This window comes from Peribacillus sp. Hz7 (genome assembly GCF_042136355.1).
Taxonomy (GTDB): domain Bacteria; phylum Bacillota; class Bacilli; order Bacillales; family DSM-1321; genus Peribacillus; species Peribacillus asahii_A.
Genome location: NZ_JBHHJV010000009.1, coordinates 101,961 through 118,985 on the forward strand (window position 1 = coordinate 101,961; position 17,025 = coordinate 118,985).

The 17,025-nt window shown below is 36.1% G+C and carries 11 protein-coding genes and 2 pseudogenes; 9 read left to right on the forward strand and 4 right to left on the reverse strand.

Annotated elements, in window-relative coordinates; all coding sequences use genetic code 11:
- Positions 1-39: 39 nt before the first annotated feature.
- From ACE199_RS13920 to ACE199_RS13930, 3 genes are all read left to right on the forward strand, one after another.
- A complete protein-coding gene (locus ACE199_RS13920; RefSeq protein ID WP_375350296.1) occupies positions 40-1,215 on the forward strand; it encodes a thioesterase domain-containing protein in 1,176 nt (391 codons plus the stop codon).
- A 366-nt stretch (positions 1,216-1,581) separates the two neighbouring features.
- Positions 1,582-3,459, forward strand: a complete 1,878-nt coding sequence (gene asnB / locus ACE199_RS13925; RefSeq protein ID WP_375350297.1) for an asparagine synthase (glutamine-hydrolyzing) — start codon at positions 1,582-1,584, stop codon at positions 3,457-3,459.
- Between the two features lie 359 nt (positions 3,460-3,818).
- A complete protein-coding gene (locus ACE199_RS13930; RefSeq protein WP_375350298.1) occupies positions 3,819-5,150 on the forward strand; it encodes a UDP-glucose dehydrogenase family protein in 1,332 nt (443 codons plus the stop codon).
- Positions 5,151-5,374: 224 nt separating this feature from the next.
- On the opposite strand, the pseudogene tnpC reads toward ACE199_RS13930, so the two are convergent.
- The 3 genes and pseudogenes from tnpC to ACE199_RS13955 form a co-directional block, all read right to left on the reverse strand.
- Positions 5,375-6,709 (reverse strand): annotated as a pseudogene (tnpC, locus tag ACE199_RS23510) (IS66 family transposase); the annotation flags it as partial.
- A 91-nt stretch (positions 6,710-6,800) separates the two neighbouring features.
- On the reverse strand, positions 6,801-7,151 hold the full coding sequence (tnpB, locus tag ACE199_RS13950) for an IS66 family insertion sequence element accessory protein TnpB (RefSeq protein ID WP_375350302.1): 351 nt from the start codon (positions 7,149-7,151) through the stop codon (positions 6,801-6,803).
- Positions 7,148-7,342 carry a hypothetical protein gene (locus ACE199_RS13955; protein ID WP_375350303.1) on the reverse strand — a complete coding sequence of 65 codons (195 nt, stop codon included), beginning with the start codon at positions 7,340-7,342 and terminating at the stop codon, positions 7,148-7,150. The genes tnpB and ACE199_RS13955 overlap by 4 nt, the downstream gene beginning before the upstream one ends.
- Before the next feature lie 764 nt (positions 7,343-8,106).
- Here ACE199_RS13955 and ACE199_RS13960 point away from each other — a divergent pair.
- The 6 genes and pseudogenes from ACE199_RS13960 (at position 8,107) to ACE199_RS13985 (ending at position 14,379) form a co-directional block, all read left to right on the forward strand.
- The gene (locus tag ACE199_RS13960; RefSeq protein ID WP_375350304.1) at positions 8,107-9,261 is read left to right on the forward strand and encodes a cation:proton antiporter; all 1,155 of its coding nucleotides are present in this window, start codon (positions 8,107-8,109) and stop codon (positions 9,259-9,261) included.
- Positions 9,262-9,639: 378 nt separating this feature from the next.
- Positions 9,640-10,212, forward strand: a complete 573-nt coding sequence (locus tag ACE199_RS13965; RefSeq protein ID WP_375350305.1) for a site-specific integrase — start codon at positions 9,640-9,642, stop codon at positions 10,210-10,212.
- 253 nt (positions 10,213-10,465) lie between these two features.
- Entirely contained in the window at positions 10,466-10,663 is a 198-nt protein-coding gene (locus tag ACE199_RS13970; protein ID WP_375350306.1) for a hypothetical protein, read from the forward strand.
- Positions 10,644-11,324 (forward strand): annotated as a pseudogene (locus ACE199_RS13975) (RNA-guided endonuclease TnpB family protein); the annotation flags it as partial. The gene ACE199_RS13970 and the pseudogene ACE199_RS13975, both read left to right, overlap by 20 nt.
- A gap of 309 nt (positions 11,325-11,633) precedes the next feature.
- Entirely contained in the window at positions 11,634-13,769 is a 2,136-nt protein-coding gene (locus tag ACE199_RS13980; protein ID WP_375350307.1) for an ATP-dependent Clp protease ATP-binding subunit, read from the forward strand.
- 163 nt (positions 13,770-13,932) lie between these two features.
- Positions 13,933-14,379: a C40 family peptidase gene (locus ACE199_RS13985; protein ID WP_375350308.1), complete on the forward strand. Its 447-nt coding sequence runs from the start codon at positions 13,933-13,935 to the stop codon at positions 14,377-14,379.
- A gap of 225 nt (positions 14,380-14,604) precedes the next feature.
- On the opposite strand, the gene helD is transcribed toward ACE199_RS13985, so the two are convergent.
- On the reverse strand, positions 14,605-16,890 hold the full coding sequence (helD, locus tag ACE199_RS13990) for an RNA polymerase recycling motor HelD (protein WP_375350309.1): 2,286 nt from the start codon (positions 16,888-16,890) through the stop codon (positions 14,605-14,607).
- Positions 16,891-17,025 lie beyond the last annotated feature (135 nt).

Genomic DNA, 17,025 nt, shown 5'->3' on the forward strand with positions numbered 1-17,025 from the left:
TGTTTTTTCATTTTAGTATAAGATTGGAGGCGGTGAAAGATGGATCGAGTTTTGAGAGAGAATAAAAATGGCAATTCCACTTCAGATAAAATCTATAATCTTATGATTTCAAGTGAAATGTCTAAGGACATTAAATCACTTTCACTGCAGGAAAACGTGAAACCATCATCAACCGTATCAGCCAAAGGAGCTCCACGGAATGAGATTGAAAAAAAGCTTGTAGAAATATGGGAATCTATATTAGGGGTTAGTCCTATAGGAATTAGGGATAATTTCTTTGATTTAGGTGGTAACTCTTATTTAGCTCTGCAAATGTTTTCGAATATAGAAAAAACCTTTAATAAGAGATTGCCTGTGTCAATTATTCTCCAGGAAGGAACAATAGAAAATCTGGCAAAGCTATTGTCATCGAATAATCATCCTATCAATATGTCATCATCCATAGTTGCAATACAATCTTTTGGCTCAAAGCAACCTCTTTTTTGTATTCATGGTGGAGGCGGTGAAGTATTAATCTATAGATATTTAGCGATGGAATTAGGTAATGACCAACCTTTATTTGGACTAAGATACCCAACTAGTGAAAATACCGATAAAATAACCATTGAATCACTAGCTGATAAATATATAAAAGAAATAAGAAAAATACAACCAAATGGACCATATTCACTCTTGGGTTTTTGTATTGGTGGAGCTATTGCCTATGAAATGACTCAAAAGCTGATCCAAGCAGGCGAGGAAGTATCGTTGTTAACTATTCTCAATTTTGCCAATCCAAAACAAATTCCTTTAATCATTCCAAAGGAAACGCCATTAAACAAAAGGATTATAAATAAGCTAATGAAATTATATAAAATGCCAGTAAAACAGCGTGCTTTATTCGTCAAACAGACGTTTTATAAAGCCTTAGGTAAATTATCTGCTTCAAATACAGCAGAAGACAAAGAGCTTAACAGAATGACACTGACAAGAACAACCCTTAGGGGAGCAACTAGAGCTTATAATCCCAATCCTTATCCAGGAAAGATCTTACTCATTTCTGGAGATAGATATAAAGACTATGAAGAAAAACTTGCTTGGGAAACGGTTGGTAATGGCAGCATTCAAGTTTACAATATACGAGTCGATCATGATAGTTTTTTGAAGAAGCCCAACGTTGAAATTGTAGGGAAGTACTTAAAAAAGCATTTAAATTCGTCCAACTTAATCATATAACATAGAATTTCGTTTTATTTGCTTGACCAAGTCTTTTATTACGCTAGTAATGAACAGCGCAGGGAAAGCAAGTTGACCGACCGTTTCGGTCCATATCGAAAAATTAAGTCTGACCCATATAAATTGGCATTATTCTAGAATCGATATCTTTTAATACAAATCATTTAAGAAAATTGTCGATAATAAATAATTTATTTTCAACTATTTTTTAAATGTTTAAGAATACTTTGATGTAGTAAAAAATTATTGGAATCATGGAGATTGTTAAATTTATATCCTACGAAAAGCTATGAAATATAATTTTTATAGGGATATTGCCTAAGCCCAAAAATAAATATTAAGGGAATGAGAAAAGGAGGAACAAGTATGTGTGGAATTTGCGGGTTTATTACCAAGGAACCTTATAATTTAAACATTCTAGAAAAGATGAATAATACACTGATACATAGAGGACCGGATGATAATGGTACGGTAATCTTCAAAAAAGATGAATTTTATTTTGGATTGGCACATAGAAGATTATCCATTTTGGACTTATCTGAGATGGGACATCAGCCAATGCATTCAGATGATTCAAATATCTCAATTGTATTCAATGGGGAAATTTATAATTATCTTGAATTACGCAAGGAACTTAGTGCGATTGGGTATCGCTTTCGTTCAAACACGGATACAGAAGTTATCATATATGCATACCAAGAGTGGGGAACAGATTGCTTTAATAGGTTGAATGGAATGTTTGCCATTGCTATTTATGATCACAGCAAAAATGAACTTATTTTAGCAAGAGATAGAATGGGTAAGAAGCCACTCTATTATTATCATAAAGGGGGACATTTTGTATATGCCTCGGAACTTAAGGCAATTATGAAATATCCAGCGTTTGTAAAGGAAATTAGAAAAGACGTCATATCAGGTTACCTTTATCATCAATACATTTCGGCACCAAATACCATTTTTAAAGATACTTTTAAGTTAGAGCCTGGTACTTTTTTGGTTTGGAAAAATAACACTATAAATATACAAAAATACTGGGACATAATAGACAAATACAGGGATTTAAGTAATAAATTAATAACCGACTACAAACAAGCAAAATTTGAGTTGAATAATTTATTGATAGATAGTGTTAGTAAAAGGATGATATCAGATGTTCCTTTAGGATCTTTCTTAAGCGGAGGTATTGATTCTAGCTTAGTTACTGCTATAGCGCAAAGCGTAAGTGATAAACCAATTAAGACCTATTCAATAGGATTTGAAGACCCTAAATATGATGAATCAACCTTTGCAAATGAGATTGCGGATTATTTAGGAACACAACATACCGTAATGGAAATAAATACAGATGATATGGTTAATCTTGTTGAAAGCATCCCTTATTACTATGACGAGCCGTTTGCAGATGCTTCACAGATTCCTACCATGTTAGTTTCTCAACTTGCTAAGAGAGATGTAACAGTTGTGCTCTCAGGTGACGGTGGTGATGAACTGTTTTGTGGTTATAATATGTATGGCAAATTACCTGTAGTGCAGAAATTAGATAGATATGGGGAGGTTTTGCACTATTTTTTAGAAGAGACCAAAATGAAAAAATTGAATTTAAATGATAAATTTCCATCCTCAGTTAGAGCGGTTGTACTTAACCGTGAGGAAAGAACGAAAACTCAATTATTATATCATAAGCTTGATGATCTTCCTAATAAATTAGTCAGAGGTAAAAGTAGCGAAGTGCTATTCTACGATGAAGATAAATTTCCACTGGATAATTGGCAGATGCGTCGAATGCTTCTTGATATGCAGAATTATTTACCAGAAGATATATTAACGAAGGTGGATAGAGCATCAATGAAATATTCGCTTGAAGCGAGATGTCCAATACTAGATTACCGGATTATTGAGTACTCGTTTCAACTTCCACATGATTTTAAATATTATAAGGGTTCTAAGAAGCGTATTCTAAAAGATTTAGTATATGATTACATTCCTAGTAGATTATTAGATCGTCCAAAAAGAGGTTTTGGAGTACCAATTGAAACATGGCTCAGAACTTCACTAGGTTATGACCTTAAAAAGTTTTCTGATAGAACTGCTATTATGAAACAGGGGATTTTTGAATATGAAGTACTTTCAGAGCTTATAAGTAAACTTTATGTAAATAAAAGTACTGATTTAGAAAATAGAGTTATCTGGAGCTTTTATGTATTTCAATCATGGTATAGAGAGTATATAGAGTCTATTTTCTAATTGAAAGACATTATAACAAAATAAGGAACTTTAGGGATGTTTAATATTAATTTCAAAGAGGCCCCTAGGTTATTCTAGTGGCTCTTTAGCCTTACGCTCAGTACTAAGATTCAGCTTTCAATCTACTATACATATTTCCTGCTATCTAAAATTTCTATTAGAATACTAGAATCTATTTATCCTAATTGTTATTCTCCGTATTAATATAATAGAGCCATGCTATCTATTTTTTTCAATCCTTTGAGTATAAATGGGTTCCAATTGTTTAGCTACACTTTGAAAAAATACTGCTTAAAGCATATAACTACAAAGAGAATGTACTAGAACTTTTTACTTAAACATGAAGGGTGTGATATTATATGAAAATTGTTGTGGCTGGGACAGGTTATGTGGGATTGGTGACGGCTGTTTGTCTTGCTGAGAAGGGACACCATGTAACGTGTGTGGATATTGATGAAAAGAAAATTGATTTAATGAGGCAGGGGATTTCTCCCATTTATGAGCAAGATTTAGAAAAATTGATGTTGAAAAATAAAGAGAAGCTTGCATATACGACGGATTATGAGGTAGCGTACCGCGATGCGGGTGTAATCATCATTGGAGTCGGAACGCCGGAGAAAAAAGATGGTTCCGCGAGCTTGAAATTTGTGAATGAAGTAGCAATCCAGATTGCGCAAACGGTAGATAAGGATTGCGTAGTGGTTGTGAAATCGACGGTGCCCGTTGGAACAAATGATAAAATTGAACAGCTTATTCTGGAGCATTTAGTTCATCCTGTGCGCATTGAAGTTGTATCGAATCCGGAATTCCTTGCGCAGGGGACGGCGGTTCGGGATACGCTTCATGCACAGCGGATTGTGCTTGGAGTGGAGTCTGAACGTGCGGAGGCGGTTATGCGAGAGGTGTATAATTCATTTGAGATTCCGTATGTCGTGACAGATCGCCACAGTGCGGAAATGATTAAATATGCTTCGAATGATTTTTTGGCGTTAAAGATTTCGTACATTAATGAAATCGCCAACCTTTGTGAAATTGTAGGAGCGAATATTGAAGATGTAACGCAAGGGATGGGCATGGATCCGCGGATTGGCAACCGCTTCTTAAATGCCGGCGTCGGTTATGGAGGTTCTTGTTTTCCGAAGGATACAAAAGCACTACATTGGCTCGCAAATTTCAATGATTATGAAATCAAGACAATTAAAGCCACGATTGAAGTGAATGAGAATCAAAAGATTAAACTGATTAAGAAAGCGCGTAAGTATTATGACAGCTTCCAAGGGCTGCAGGTCGCAGTGCTCGGGCTTACGTTTAAGCCGGGTACGGATGATTTGCGCGAAGCTCCATCACTTGTTAATGTGCCGATTTTGCTCGAGGATGGAGCGAAGGTACGGGTTTGGGACCCTGTCGGAGAGGATAATTTCCGCAAAAATTTCCTCGATGATGTGACGTATTGTGGAAGTATTGAAGAAGCGATTACGGACGCTGCCCTCTGTTTTATTTTTACCGAATGGCCGGCAGTAAAGGCATTTGATGTTGAGCAGTATGCTAAGCTGATGAAAACACCGATTATTATTGATGGAAGAAATTGTTATGGATTAGCTGAAGTGAAGGATTTCGAACTAATTTATGACTCGATTGGTCGTAGGCCGGTTAATAATTTACGGATCAGCGAAATACCTTCGATTAATTAATATATCATCAAATTAGGGATAGCAAAGTCATCGATCTCTAGCATTAAATCATCCCGTTTAACTGCCGCTTGATACACTTGTCGTTGGATACGTTGGCTTTTTTCATGAAGTTCCCGCCTAAAATATTCGCTTCATGGTTGAATAAGGAACCTGATATTCATGGGAGATCTGTTCAACTGTTGTTTTGTATGTTTGGCAGGCAAGAGATGAAGAAAAGGCTTTTGTATAACGTTTTTTCGACCAATCACACTCGGACGTATGGCGTTTTTGGCTGGATTATTATCAATTTCGATACGACCATCCATCAAAAATGCTTTTAGTCCATTCGCTCTATTGAGAGTATATTCGGCTGCTTTCGCTAGCGCATTTTTACCGTAGAATGGTGATTTTTCAACCCAGTCAAGGAATTCATCAACAATCGGCTTCGAGTAATTTTGGCGTTTTTTTCTTCGCTTACTAGGAGATAAATGCTTAAATTTCCTTTCAAGTCGATACAAATCGTCACAATATTTTACACCGATTTGTCCATTTTTACTGTCCACTTTTAACCAGTAGCGACGAACATGCGCCCAACGATTTGCGAAGGTGACGCCTTCTATTTTGCCATAGGCCGAATACCCATCACAGACAATCGTTCCGGAATAATCTTCAATGAAGCCCTCTAGAACATACCGAGCACGTGATAATGAACTTTGAAACAGAACAATCGTTGGACCTTGACTCGTCACACTTCGATAGACCCAATTGTAGGCGTTAGACTGACCAGATTTTCCATCGAATCGATAGATAATTTGTCCATATATCTCGTCTACGTGTAAAATCGATTTAGCTATCATCAAATTCTTCATTTGATCATAAACAGGCAATAGCCAGTCATGCGATGCACGAATGCCCCAATTGGAGAGGTTCTTATCATTAGTGTTCAAGCCGTAACGTTCCCATGCCTTTACCTGACGTTAAAGGGGGAGGTATCACTTTAGCAAGTACGCTAGGACTTGCTATACTACGTTGTATAGGAGCTTGTGAAGCTTTACTGCGTTTAATGTGCACCTGTTGAAATGCATCACCTTTACAATTTTTGCATTCATAAGCATGTTCAATGTGTTGAACCTTCTTCATACTTGAAGGGATAAATTCTGCTTCTTCGCGCACGATTGTACTGCCAATTTCAATCATTTTTCCTTGGCAACAGTCACAGATCGTATTTTCTGGATGATGGTGAACAGCTTCTACTTCAATACCATCACGCAATGAATCATTTCGTTTTTTCTTTTGAATTTTTCGTACAACAGTATAAAAAATTGTCTGTTGGCTTTGTTCTTCTGTGTGCTCAGATTCGCTAAAAGAGGGGGCATCCTCAAATAATGACACTTGCCCGTCTGGTGCGTTATATTTCGTTTTTTCAGTTTTGGATCCATATAAAAGCTTAGTTAATTGGCCACTTGATCGGTTAACGCTTCAATCTGTTTCGATAAGTCTTTGTTTTGTTGCTTCGTATAAGCCAATTGTTCTTCAAGAAGTTGAATTACTTTCTCATTATCAGAAGAAGCGTTCACCAAATCATTCACCACTTTCCGTTCATATTCATTCTGTCTATTATAACATGTTGAACAACTGAAAGTGGAAGGATTTTTTGTATCAAGCTCTGCCTTAGAATACACCTTTTGACGATGGTTGAATCGCCTTTGGTTGCTGAAGTGATAAACCTTCTAGCCAACGAATCTCTTGTTGCGTAAGATTACGTACTTCATTTTCGTCTTTGGGACATTGAAGTTTTCCGCTATCTAAACGCTTATAAAGCATGGCGAACCCATCACCATCAAAATACAAACATTTATAGCGGTCTTTACTCCATCCGTAAAATAAGAAAATGGAATCCCCGTAGGGATCTAGATTGAAAGAATCTTGAATGAGCGTTGCCAAACCATCAATTCCTTTTCTCATATCTGTCTTACCACAAATGATGTAGATATTTTTGACGCTAGTGTAATCATGTTTCATCGGTTTCTCAACTCCCTCATAACCGTTTGGATGATGTGCTCATCTACGCCGTTGTAGAAAGAAATTTCAGCGTTGCCGGTTTTGGTCGTGCAAGTAGGATTTGAGGAAAGGATCGCTGGATTTGTTGCAGGAGTATTTTCGTTTTCGGTATGTAATGTAACGGGGACAATAGTAAGTTTTTGTTGTGGCATATGAAAAGCATCTCCCTTAAATTGATAAGTTGATCATACCAGGAGGTGCTGCTCTTTTTATCTACGTTGTTTGAATACGGGCTTACTCCAAATCAGTTTAAGCACAATTTTATCCGAGATAAATTCCTCCAGATACGCTCTCACCCTTTGGTGATGGATCGTATCGAAATAGCTTTTCAAGTCACAGTCGACCACTACTCGATATCCTTCTTTATAATATTGTTCGGCAATTGCTGCACCTAAAGATGCCGTAGAAATTGTAAAAAGATCAGTAGATTTTGTGAGTAATTATAATGGGGAAAATGGAGCAGTTAGGGAAGCAATTGAATACATTTTGTCTCAGCAAGTAGATTATAATTTTTTAGTCGAGAATTACCAAAAGCAATGATGAAGTTAAGTTAATCAGACAAATCTTTATTAGATATTGAGCATTAATTAGAGTGTTGTGAAGAGAGGATCATGCCAAATTAGTAGCAAACATCCTCTCTTTTTTAAAAGTAGAGAATGAACAATATTTTCCGAATGTCCTCATTAATGATTGCTGTATATCCCCCTAATTTTTTCAAACAACTCCCTCTCGTCATGAAGTTCTCTAAATTTATGGTAAAACCCCTTCAAAACCCCCCCTTATTTTCAGAAATATCTATTATTTATTCTCTTATTATGTTATTATTGAGTTAATAATGATGAATAAAAAGCAACAAATTGGAGGAGCCTGTCACTAATGGGCTCTTTTTGCGTTTTTTTAGGGGAGGGGAAGGAATTTGGAACTATATCTTCAGCTATTCATTATTATTATTGCGACGAAGCTTGCGGGAGTCATTTCGGTTCGCTTTGGGCAGCCTTCGGTATTGGGGAAACTAATTATCGGGGTCATTATTGGACCAGCTGTATTAGACTGGGTACAAAATACGGAGGTTATTGAGGCATTAAGTCATATTGGAGTTTTATTATTAATGTTTATTGCCGGTTTAGAAACGGATCTAAAAGAATTGAATAATAATAAAACGTCGTCATTAACGGTCGCAGTTGGTGGAGTTATTCTACCGTTAATTGGGGGATACTTCTCAGGACTTGCGGTTGGGATGGATCAACATCATGCGATTTTCCTTGGCCTATTGCTTTGTGCAACTTCTGTTAGTATTTCAGTTCAAACGTTTAAAGAGCTTGGTCAGCTTCAAAGTCGAGAAGGAACGACTGTGTTAGGGGCTGCGATTGCGGATGATATTATTGTTGTAGTTGCTTTAGCCTTTATGATGAGTTTCTTAGTCGGTGACGATGTAAACATCGGTGCTGTTATTGGTGGGAAAGTAGTGTTCTTTGTTATTATCGCTTTACTGGCATGGAAGGTTGTTCCGTTTATGATGCGCAAGCTTGGGCGAATTAAAATTACTCAGCCAGCTATGAGTATTGCGCTTGGAATTTGCTTCTTATTTGCTTATATTTCAGAATACTTTGGAGTAGCTGGGATTATCGGTGCCTTTGCAGCGGGGATTGCAATTGCTCAAACTGAATTTAAAGAAGAAGTGGAAAGAAAAGTTGAACCTATTGCTTATACACTGTTCGTACCAATTTTCTTTGTTAGTATTGGATTAACTGTTACGTTCGATGGTTTTCTAGATAACCTTTTCATCATTATTGGATTATCATTAGTGGCAATTTTCACAAAATTAATTGGTGCTGGAATGGGTGCTAGGATTACAGGGTTCGATACTCGTTCTTCTATTACCATTGGAGCGGGAATGATTTCACGAGGAGAAGTTGCTCTTATTTTGGCAACGCTCGGATTAAGTGAAAATTTACTAGCTCCTGAATATTTCACGACTATTATTATCGTCGTGATTGTGACGACCCTTGTAACACCACCATTGTTAAAATATTTTATCAGTAAACAAGAAGATAATAAAAAAGCAGCTTAATGAAAAACCTGAAAGAAGATTCTAATCTTCTTTCAGGTTTTTTTTGGTAAACTGAAAAGCGGTTATATAAAATCCTGAAGAAAAGTGACCTCCATAATTCCGTTTTAAGGCTGTTGTTTTTTGATTTGCTAGTCATTTATCCCGAATATCTTAAAATGCGAATTTGACCATTTAAATGGGGTTTAAAGAGATTTTCGATTTCTTGCTATTTTACGAGATTTATTTTCATAATATTCTGAATGTAACAAAGGACCTGTATTGATACATTCAAAATCCTATTAAATCAATGGTTTCAGCGATTTCATTTTTTAAAAAACTTAGCGTTTTTTTCATACATACATTACAATAAAAGAAGGGAGAAGGGGGCGTAGTTATAGGATGCACACAACTTCAAAAAAGATAAAAAATGTCCAGCCGATTCGCCGGCTAGATCAAATAGAAAGAATGAAAAAAGCATTGCTCAAATATTGTAGCTATCGAGATTATATGATGTTTACGATTGGCATTAATATCGGACTTCGAATTGGGGACTTGTTGCAATTGCGTGTCAAAGATTTATTGGATGGTACACATATTGTCATTGTCGAACAAAAAACAGATAAGGTTAAACGCTTCCTCATTAATCCACAATTGCGAAAAGAAGTGAGGAAATATGTACGAAAAATGAAATTGAAAAGTGATGGCTATTTATTTCCGAGTCGAAAAGGAGCGGGGCCGATTACGAGGGTGCAAGCATATCGTGTGCTTAACAAAGCAGCGGAGATGGCCGATGTTCCAGATGTAGGAACACATACGCTTCGAAAAACATTTGGTTATCTACATTATCAAAGGTTTAAAGATCTTGCTTTATTACAACAGATTCTCAATCACTCCAATCAAAAAGATACTATGATTTATATCGGCCTTACTCAAGACTTGATGGATGAAACGTTAATGGATTTTTATTATTAATCAAGTTACAACGAAAAATATCATTGACATATGTTGGTGATGTTTTTCATTTATATCAAATTTCTAAGAGTAGAAAATGAGATACATTTTCATTATTCCTCACGCATTTTTCCATACAATTGCATACTTCTTTTGATAAGTTTGTATCCTCTTCTTTTTAATTAAATTTAAGGAAATTTGCTTTAGTTCTTTATCTTTTGTTACTTCCCCAAGACTTGGAAAACAGATTCATATTTCTGAAGTCGATTGTTTAGTGGGAAATCATCAGCCGTTAATCGAGGCACAAGCGCCAGCTATTACGGAAAAAGATCGAATCATTGGTCAATATATCGCGGAGCTTATCCAAGATGGAGATAGTATACAAATCGGATTTGGAGCGATTCCGAATACCGTCATGGATTCGTTAACAAAGTATAAGGATTTGACGATTTATAATGAGTGCTACGATTAGACGGAATCCATCGGGGAAATATTTTGTTTCTCTAGCTACCAAAGTCGAAGTAACCAAATTATCAAAAACCAATTCGGCTGTTGGCATCGATGTCGGCCTAAAAGATTTTGCGATTCTGTCAGATGGAACCATCTATTCTAATCCAAAGTTTTTTCGCTCTCTTGAAGAAAAATTGGTTAAAGCTCAACGGATTTTATCTAGAAGGCAAGAAAGAGCGATTCAACAAAAGAAATCCCTATCTGAAGCGAAAAATTATCAAAAACAACGAAGAAAAGTGGCTCGTATTCACGAAAAAATCGTAAATGCACGAACAGACTACCTTCAAAAAATGTCTACCGAAATCATCAAAAACCACGATGTGATCGGAATAGAAGATTTAAAGGTATCAAATATGAGGAAGAATTACAATCTGGCAAAAGCGATTAGTGAAGCATCCTGGTCACAATTCTGCACCATGCTGGAGTATAAAGCGGATTGGTATGGGAAAAACGTCATCGCTGTCAATCCTACACGTACATCACAGCGTTGTCATGCTTGCGGACATACAGAAAAAGCCAATCTTCCAACGCAAGCCAAATTTGTGTGTCAACAATGCGGTCACACAGATAACGCTGATGTGAACGCCTCTAAAAATATAAAAGTATTAGCGTTAGCTGTCTAACTTTATTCTTTTTTTGCAGGAGGCTTGCTTTGTTAGTCGTTTGTACTGCTAACTGTCGGTGCGGCAGGGATCGCCTAATCAATTAAGGTTCGATTGAATCTTGTACGTAGGAATCCCCCTCCTCAACGAAACGTAGTGAAGTAGGTGGGGGTAGTTCAATATAAGGGAAGTGCCGACTCACTTGTGAGTTGGTTTTTAAATTTTTTTGAACAAATGTCTTGAAAGTCAAAAAAGGTCAAGGTATAATGCTCTTAAAGGTCAAAGTTAGTCAAAGTCAAATATGATCTAAATTATAAGGAGGAGTACTAAATGAAATGTGAAAAATGCAAAGTGAATCAAGCAAATGTTCAATTTCGCATAAATCTAAATGGTCAACAACATAATTTAACATTGTGCTCCGTTTGTTATAAAGAAGAACGTAATAAATTAGGAGCTGCTATGGGTGGAATGAACAAAGAGAAATTCCCGACAAATGATGATTTATTTTCATCCTTCATGCAACAGCCATTTCATATAAATAATCCTATTCCATCACAAACAGAAGGTGGCAATAGAGGAGGATTACTTGACGAGTTCGGTCGTAATTTAACAGACGCAGCAAAAGCTGGATTAATTGATCCTGTCATCGGTCGTGATGAAGAAGTGAAACGTGTGATTGAAATATTAAATAGACGAAACAAGAATAATCCTGTGTTAATTGGTGAACCTGGAGTCGGTAAAACAGCAATCGCAGAAGGATTAGCTTTAAAAATTGCAGAAGGAAAAGTACCTGCAAAACTGCAGGCTAAAGCAGTCTATATGCTTGATGTTGCTTCTCTTGTTTCAAATACTGGAATTCGCGGTCAATTTGAAGAGCGAATGAAACAGCTTATTGCTGAATTACAAGAAAGAAACAATGTGATTCTTTTTATTGATGAAATTCATCAATTAGTAGGCGCTGGTTCAGCAGAAGGGTCTATGGATGCCGGAAATATTTTAAAACCAGCTTTAGCAAGAGGTGAATTACAATTAGTTGGTGCGACGACACTTTCTGAATATCGCCAAATTGAAAAAGATGGAGCGTTAGAACGACGATTCCAACCTGTTCAAGTGTCAGAACCAACACCAGAAGAAGCCCTTACTATTTTAAAAGGGTTACAAGAACGCTATGAAGCATATCATAGTGTCACTTATAGTGAAGAAGCACTTAAAGCAGCTGTTGAACTTTCACATCGTTATATTCAAGACCGCTTTCTTCCAGACAAAGCGATTGACTTAATCGATGAAGCCGGTTCTAAACTTAATTTAACAATTGAAGGAATTGAAGAGGAACAGGCGAAAGCTCGTTTAGCTCAAATTTATAAAGAAAAAGAACAAGCATTGAAAGAAGAAGCCTATGAAAAAGCCGCTACTTTACGTGATGAAGAAGAAAAATTAGAAAAAATACTTCAATCAGGCGTAGACGTAGAAAAACCAATGGTAACGGTTGAAGATATTCAAGCAATCATTGAACAAAAAACAGGTATTCCAGTTGGTAAGCTTCAAGAAAATGAGCAAGAAAAAATGCTTCATTTACAAGAGGCATTAGCGAAAAAAGTGATTGGTCAAAGTGAAGCCGTTCAAAAAGTAGCGAAAGCTGTACGAAGAAGTCGAGCTGGATTGAAATCGAAGCATCGCCCAATTGGTTCCTTCCTTTTTGTCGGACCTACAGGTGTCGGTAAAACAGAATTATCGAAAGCGTTAGCCGAAGAATTATTTGGCTCTAAAGATTCAATGATTCGTTTAGATATGAGTGAATACATGGAAAAACATAGCGTTTCTAAATTAATTGGTTCCCCTCCAGGTTATGTAGGTCATGAAGAAGCGGGACAATTAACAGAAAAAGTGCGTCGTAAACCGTACAGCATTATTTTATTAGATGAAATTGAAAAGGCGCATCCTGAAGTGATGAATGTATTTTTGCAAATTTTAGACGATGGACGATTAACAGATAGTCAAGGTCGTACAGTGAATTTCAAAGATACAGTCATTATTATGACAAGTAATGCTGGGGCAACAGAAAAACGCAAGGAAATGGGATTCTTAACAAATACAACCGTTACTGAAGCGAACATTCTACAATCACTTGGAAACTTCTTTAAGCCAGAGTTTTTAAATCGATTCGATAGCATTATTGAATTCTCTGCGTTACAAAAAGAAGATTTATTACAGATTGTGGAGCTTATGTTACAAGAGCTTTACACAACACTTGATACGCAGCAACTATCATTAGAAGTAACGGATGCTGCAAAAGAAAAATTAGTCGAACTTGGATATAATCCATCGTTCGGGGCTCGTCCGCTTCGTCGCGTCATTCAAGAACAGCTAGAAGATGGTATAGCGGACTTTATTTTCGAACGACCAGAAGTAAAATCTTTCAAAGCAATTGTTGAGAATGAGAATGTGAAAATTGTCGAAGTGGAATAGTATTTATCGAATACCTCCTGATTTTCAGGAGGTATTTTTTATGCAATAAGGTCATATTTGTCTCTTCTTGTAATACTTTGTCTACAAACTGTAATATTCCTGTGAAGCAAGCGAAAAATAGTTTTCGTATAATACAAGTATGAAATTGATGTAGGAGGTATGTATGCTAAAGAAAATCATTGTTGGATTGTTGTTCATTGTCACATTGAGTATTGGAATTACTTTAAATGAAGATAAAGCAGAAGCTGCAACATATCATACTAAAGCGATCTCTGTAGCCAAAAGTCATCTAGGCGTAAAATATAAATGGGGCGGCATTTCACCAAGTGGATTTGATTGCTCTGGACTTGTGAAATATTCATATGGTAAACAAGGTAAAACATTACCGCGAACGGCTGCGGAAATGTACAAAAAAGGAAAAAAAGTAAGTGCGTTAAAAAAAGGAGACTTAATGTTCTTCGCTCCAAATAAGGCATCAAGACCAACTCATGTAGCCATTTATGTAGGAGATAATCAATTTATTCATTCTTCTTCTTCAAAAGGTGTTTCTTATGCTAAAACAAGTAATAGTTACTGGAAACCTAAATATATTGGAGCAAAACGGATTTAATACATAATATTTTCATACATAAATAGAAATCATCAAAAAGGCGGGCTGTTGCCCGTCTTTTTGATGATTTTTTCACACTTAATGTAAGCTCATATTCAAACAATGCATATAAAAGAGTAGTGCCTTTTGGTACGAAAAGTTAATAACGTAAATAATCAATCTAAAAATCGGCAGTATCATATAACATAACTTTGCTTTAAAGATTAAAGCAAAGTGTTGGACATATTATAGCAGTTCAAACGTTTCTCTTGCTGCTTGTTCAATAAAAGTACATGGTTCATCTTCTGTCATCATGACCAGCATATGCATAGCTCTAGAACAGGCAGTATAGAAAAGGGTTCTATCAGATTCAAGGGCGTATTGTTGTTTAGATGCATTTGGAATAATAACGGCATCGAATTCAATTCCTTTAGCCAAATAAACAGGAAGTACGAGCAATCCTTTTTCGAAAGAATACGTTTGCTCAGTTATTTGCTTGACGGATATTTTATGCTGTAATAAATGATAAATCATAGTACTTTCTTGTAATGTTTTACATATGATAGCGATTGTTTCATATCCTTTATCAAGCAGTTCTTTTACGCTCGCACTCAAGGTCTCTGCTATATCAGCTTTATTACTTAATGTTATCAGCTTTGGTTTTTCTCCTTCGCGTTCAAACGGTTCGATTAACTCTCTACCTGGAGCAAAGTATTTAGTGAATTCAACAATTTGCTTAGTAGAACGATAACTTTTGGTCAGAGTGATTCTTTCTTGATTTTTCTCCAGTTCCTCAGGAATAAGCGGGTTTGCCGTTGTAGCGTATGTGTATATGCCCTGATTAATATCTCCTAGTATGGTCATTCTTGTATACGGAAAGATGTACTTTATATAAGCAAACTGAAATGCGGAGTAATCTTGAACTTCATCGATAAATAAATGACGGACAGATTGATTCGTATGATTCCCTAGCAAGCGGTTTTTAAAATATGAATACGGTGCAGCATCTTCCCACGTCAAAAACTTGTGAGATAGATTGACCTCTGTATGAGCACAAATTTCTTTCCAATCCTCTAGTTTTTCTTCAAACTCTCCCTTTGTGAAAAGCTCACGGTAAGTTGCTAAGATATGGACAAACTCCAATTGCTTCACACGCCTTTTAATGGGGGAGAAATACTTGTTTACGACTTCTGATCGGAGCAAATTTTCTTCTCTGTCAGGATCATCTTCGTCTTCTTTTTGACTTTTGTAATAGGCCTTCATATAGTCTTCTTTATCTAATAACTCTATTTTCTCTGTAACCCAGTCTTTCTTTTTTTCCGCCTTCTGATGTTTACGGATTTCTTTTAGCAGCCATTTCGAAACGAGTTCCATTCTATTAGGAATTGCGATTTCTTGATCTAAAGAATAAAAATAATTACGAATTTGTTCTTTTGAAATAAGAATCTGTTTACGGAACGTCAGATTTTTAAAGCGAATTCCGTCAGATTTCAATCGAGAAATATATTCATCCAACATATGTTTAAAGTCTAAGCTTGATTTAAAGTCGATGCTTTTTAAACGAACTGCATAATCTTTGCTATCCATTTTTGTAAGAGTATATTCTATTTGTTCAAAAGGTGATTCAATCTTAATATCATTTTCTATTCCCTTTTTCAAAAAGTCCAATAAAGTCGTTTGGTTAATATTTGTTTCTCCTAACTCAGGTAGTACATTGGAAATATAGCTCGAAAATAAAGGGTTGGGTGAAAAGAGAAGAAGGTTAGTAGCAGTTAACTTTTCTCGAAAGCGGTACATTAAGTAGGCGATACGTTGTAAAACAGCAGACGTTTTTCCGCTCCCAGCTACTCCTTGCACGATTAAGAGACTGCTTCGTTCATTTCTAATAATTTTGTTTTGTTCCTTTTGAATAGTTGCTACAATGCTTTTCATTGCTGTACTCGCATTATTTCCAAGTGCTTGCTGGAGAAGCTGATCACCTATTGTAACTCCAGTATCAAACATGCCTTCAATTAAGCCATATCTGATAATGAACTGTCTCTTCAAGGTCATTTCCCCTGTTATTGTTCCTTGCATCGTCTCATATTGTGCCTTACCAGGAGAATAATCATAGTACAGACTGGAAATCGGCGCACGCCAATCATAGATTAGAAAGTTTTCCTCGTTATGATCCATCAAGGAAGCAATGCCGATATAGATCTGTTCCTCTTCATTTCCTGGATTTTCGATAAAATCAATTCTCCCAAAATAAGGGAAGTCCTTTAGCTTATTTAATGTTTTTAGTTCTTCGCCAACTTTTCCATGAAATCTTTCTCGTTCCGATAATAGCTCGGCCTGCTGTTTCAGACTAGCTTGTGTTTCAATTACATCATCTGGCTCATCCAAATTGACCGTGACATCTTCCCAAAAGTTTTTACGAAGACCAATGATACTTTCTTTTAACTCAGTAGCCTTGGAATATAACTTGTTCTTTTTGTATTCAATTTCACGGATGACATCATTAATTCGGTGTTGTTCAGTTTCGCGATTCATTACATCAGCCCCGTTCTATATGCTTTTGTTCTCATTACATAAAATAACAAAAGTGGAAACTTGGTTATTCTATCACATGCAGATATTTACAACAACCCTATTTGCAGATTTGATTTGTTTAATCGTTAATATGTT

Coding starts and splice junctions, on each gene's coding strand:
- ACE199_RS13920 (WP_375350296.1), top strand. CDS start 40: ATGGATCGAGTTTTGAGAGAGAATAAAAATGGCAATTCCACTTCAGAT.
- asnB (WP_375350297.1), top strand. CDS start 1,582: ATGTGTGGAATTTGCGGGTTTATTACCAAGGAACCTTATAATTTAAAC.
- ACE199_RS13930 (WP_375350298.1), top strand. CDS start 3,819: ATGAAAATTGTTGTGGCTGGGACAGGTTATGTGGGATTGGTGACGGCT.
- tnpB (WP_375350302.1), bottom strand. CDS start 7,151: ATGAAACATGATTACACTAGCGTCAAAAATATCTACATCATTTGTGGT.
- ACE199_RS13955 (WP_375350303.1), bottom strand. CDS start 7,342: ATGCCACAACAAAAACTTACTATTGTCCCCGTTACATTACATACCGAA.
- ACE199_RS13965 (WP_375350305.1), top strand. CDS start 9,640: ATGCACACAACTTCAAAAAAGATAAAAAATGTCCAGCCGATTCGCCGG.
- ACE199_RS13980 (WP_375350307.1), top strand. CDS start 11,634: ATGAAATGTGAAAAATGCAAAGTGAATCAAGCAAATGTTCAATTTCGC.
- ACE199_RS13985 (WP_375350308.1), top strand. CDS start 13,933: ATGCTAAAGAAAATCATTGTTGGATTGTTGTTCATTGTCACATTGAGT.
- helD (WP_375350309.1), bottom strand. CDS start 16,890: ATGAATCGCGAAACTGAACAACACCGAATTAATGATGTCATCCGTGAA.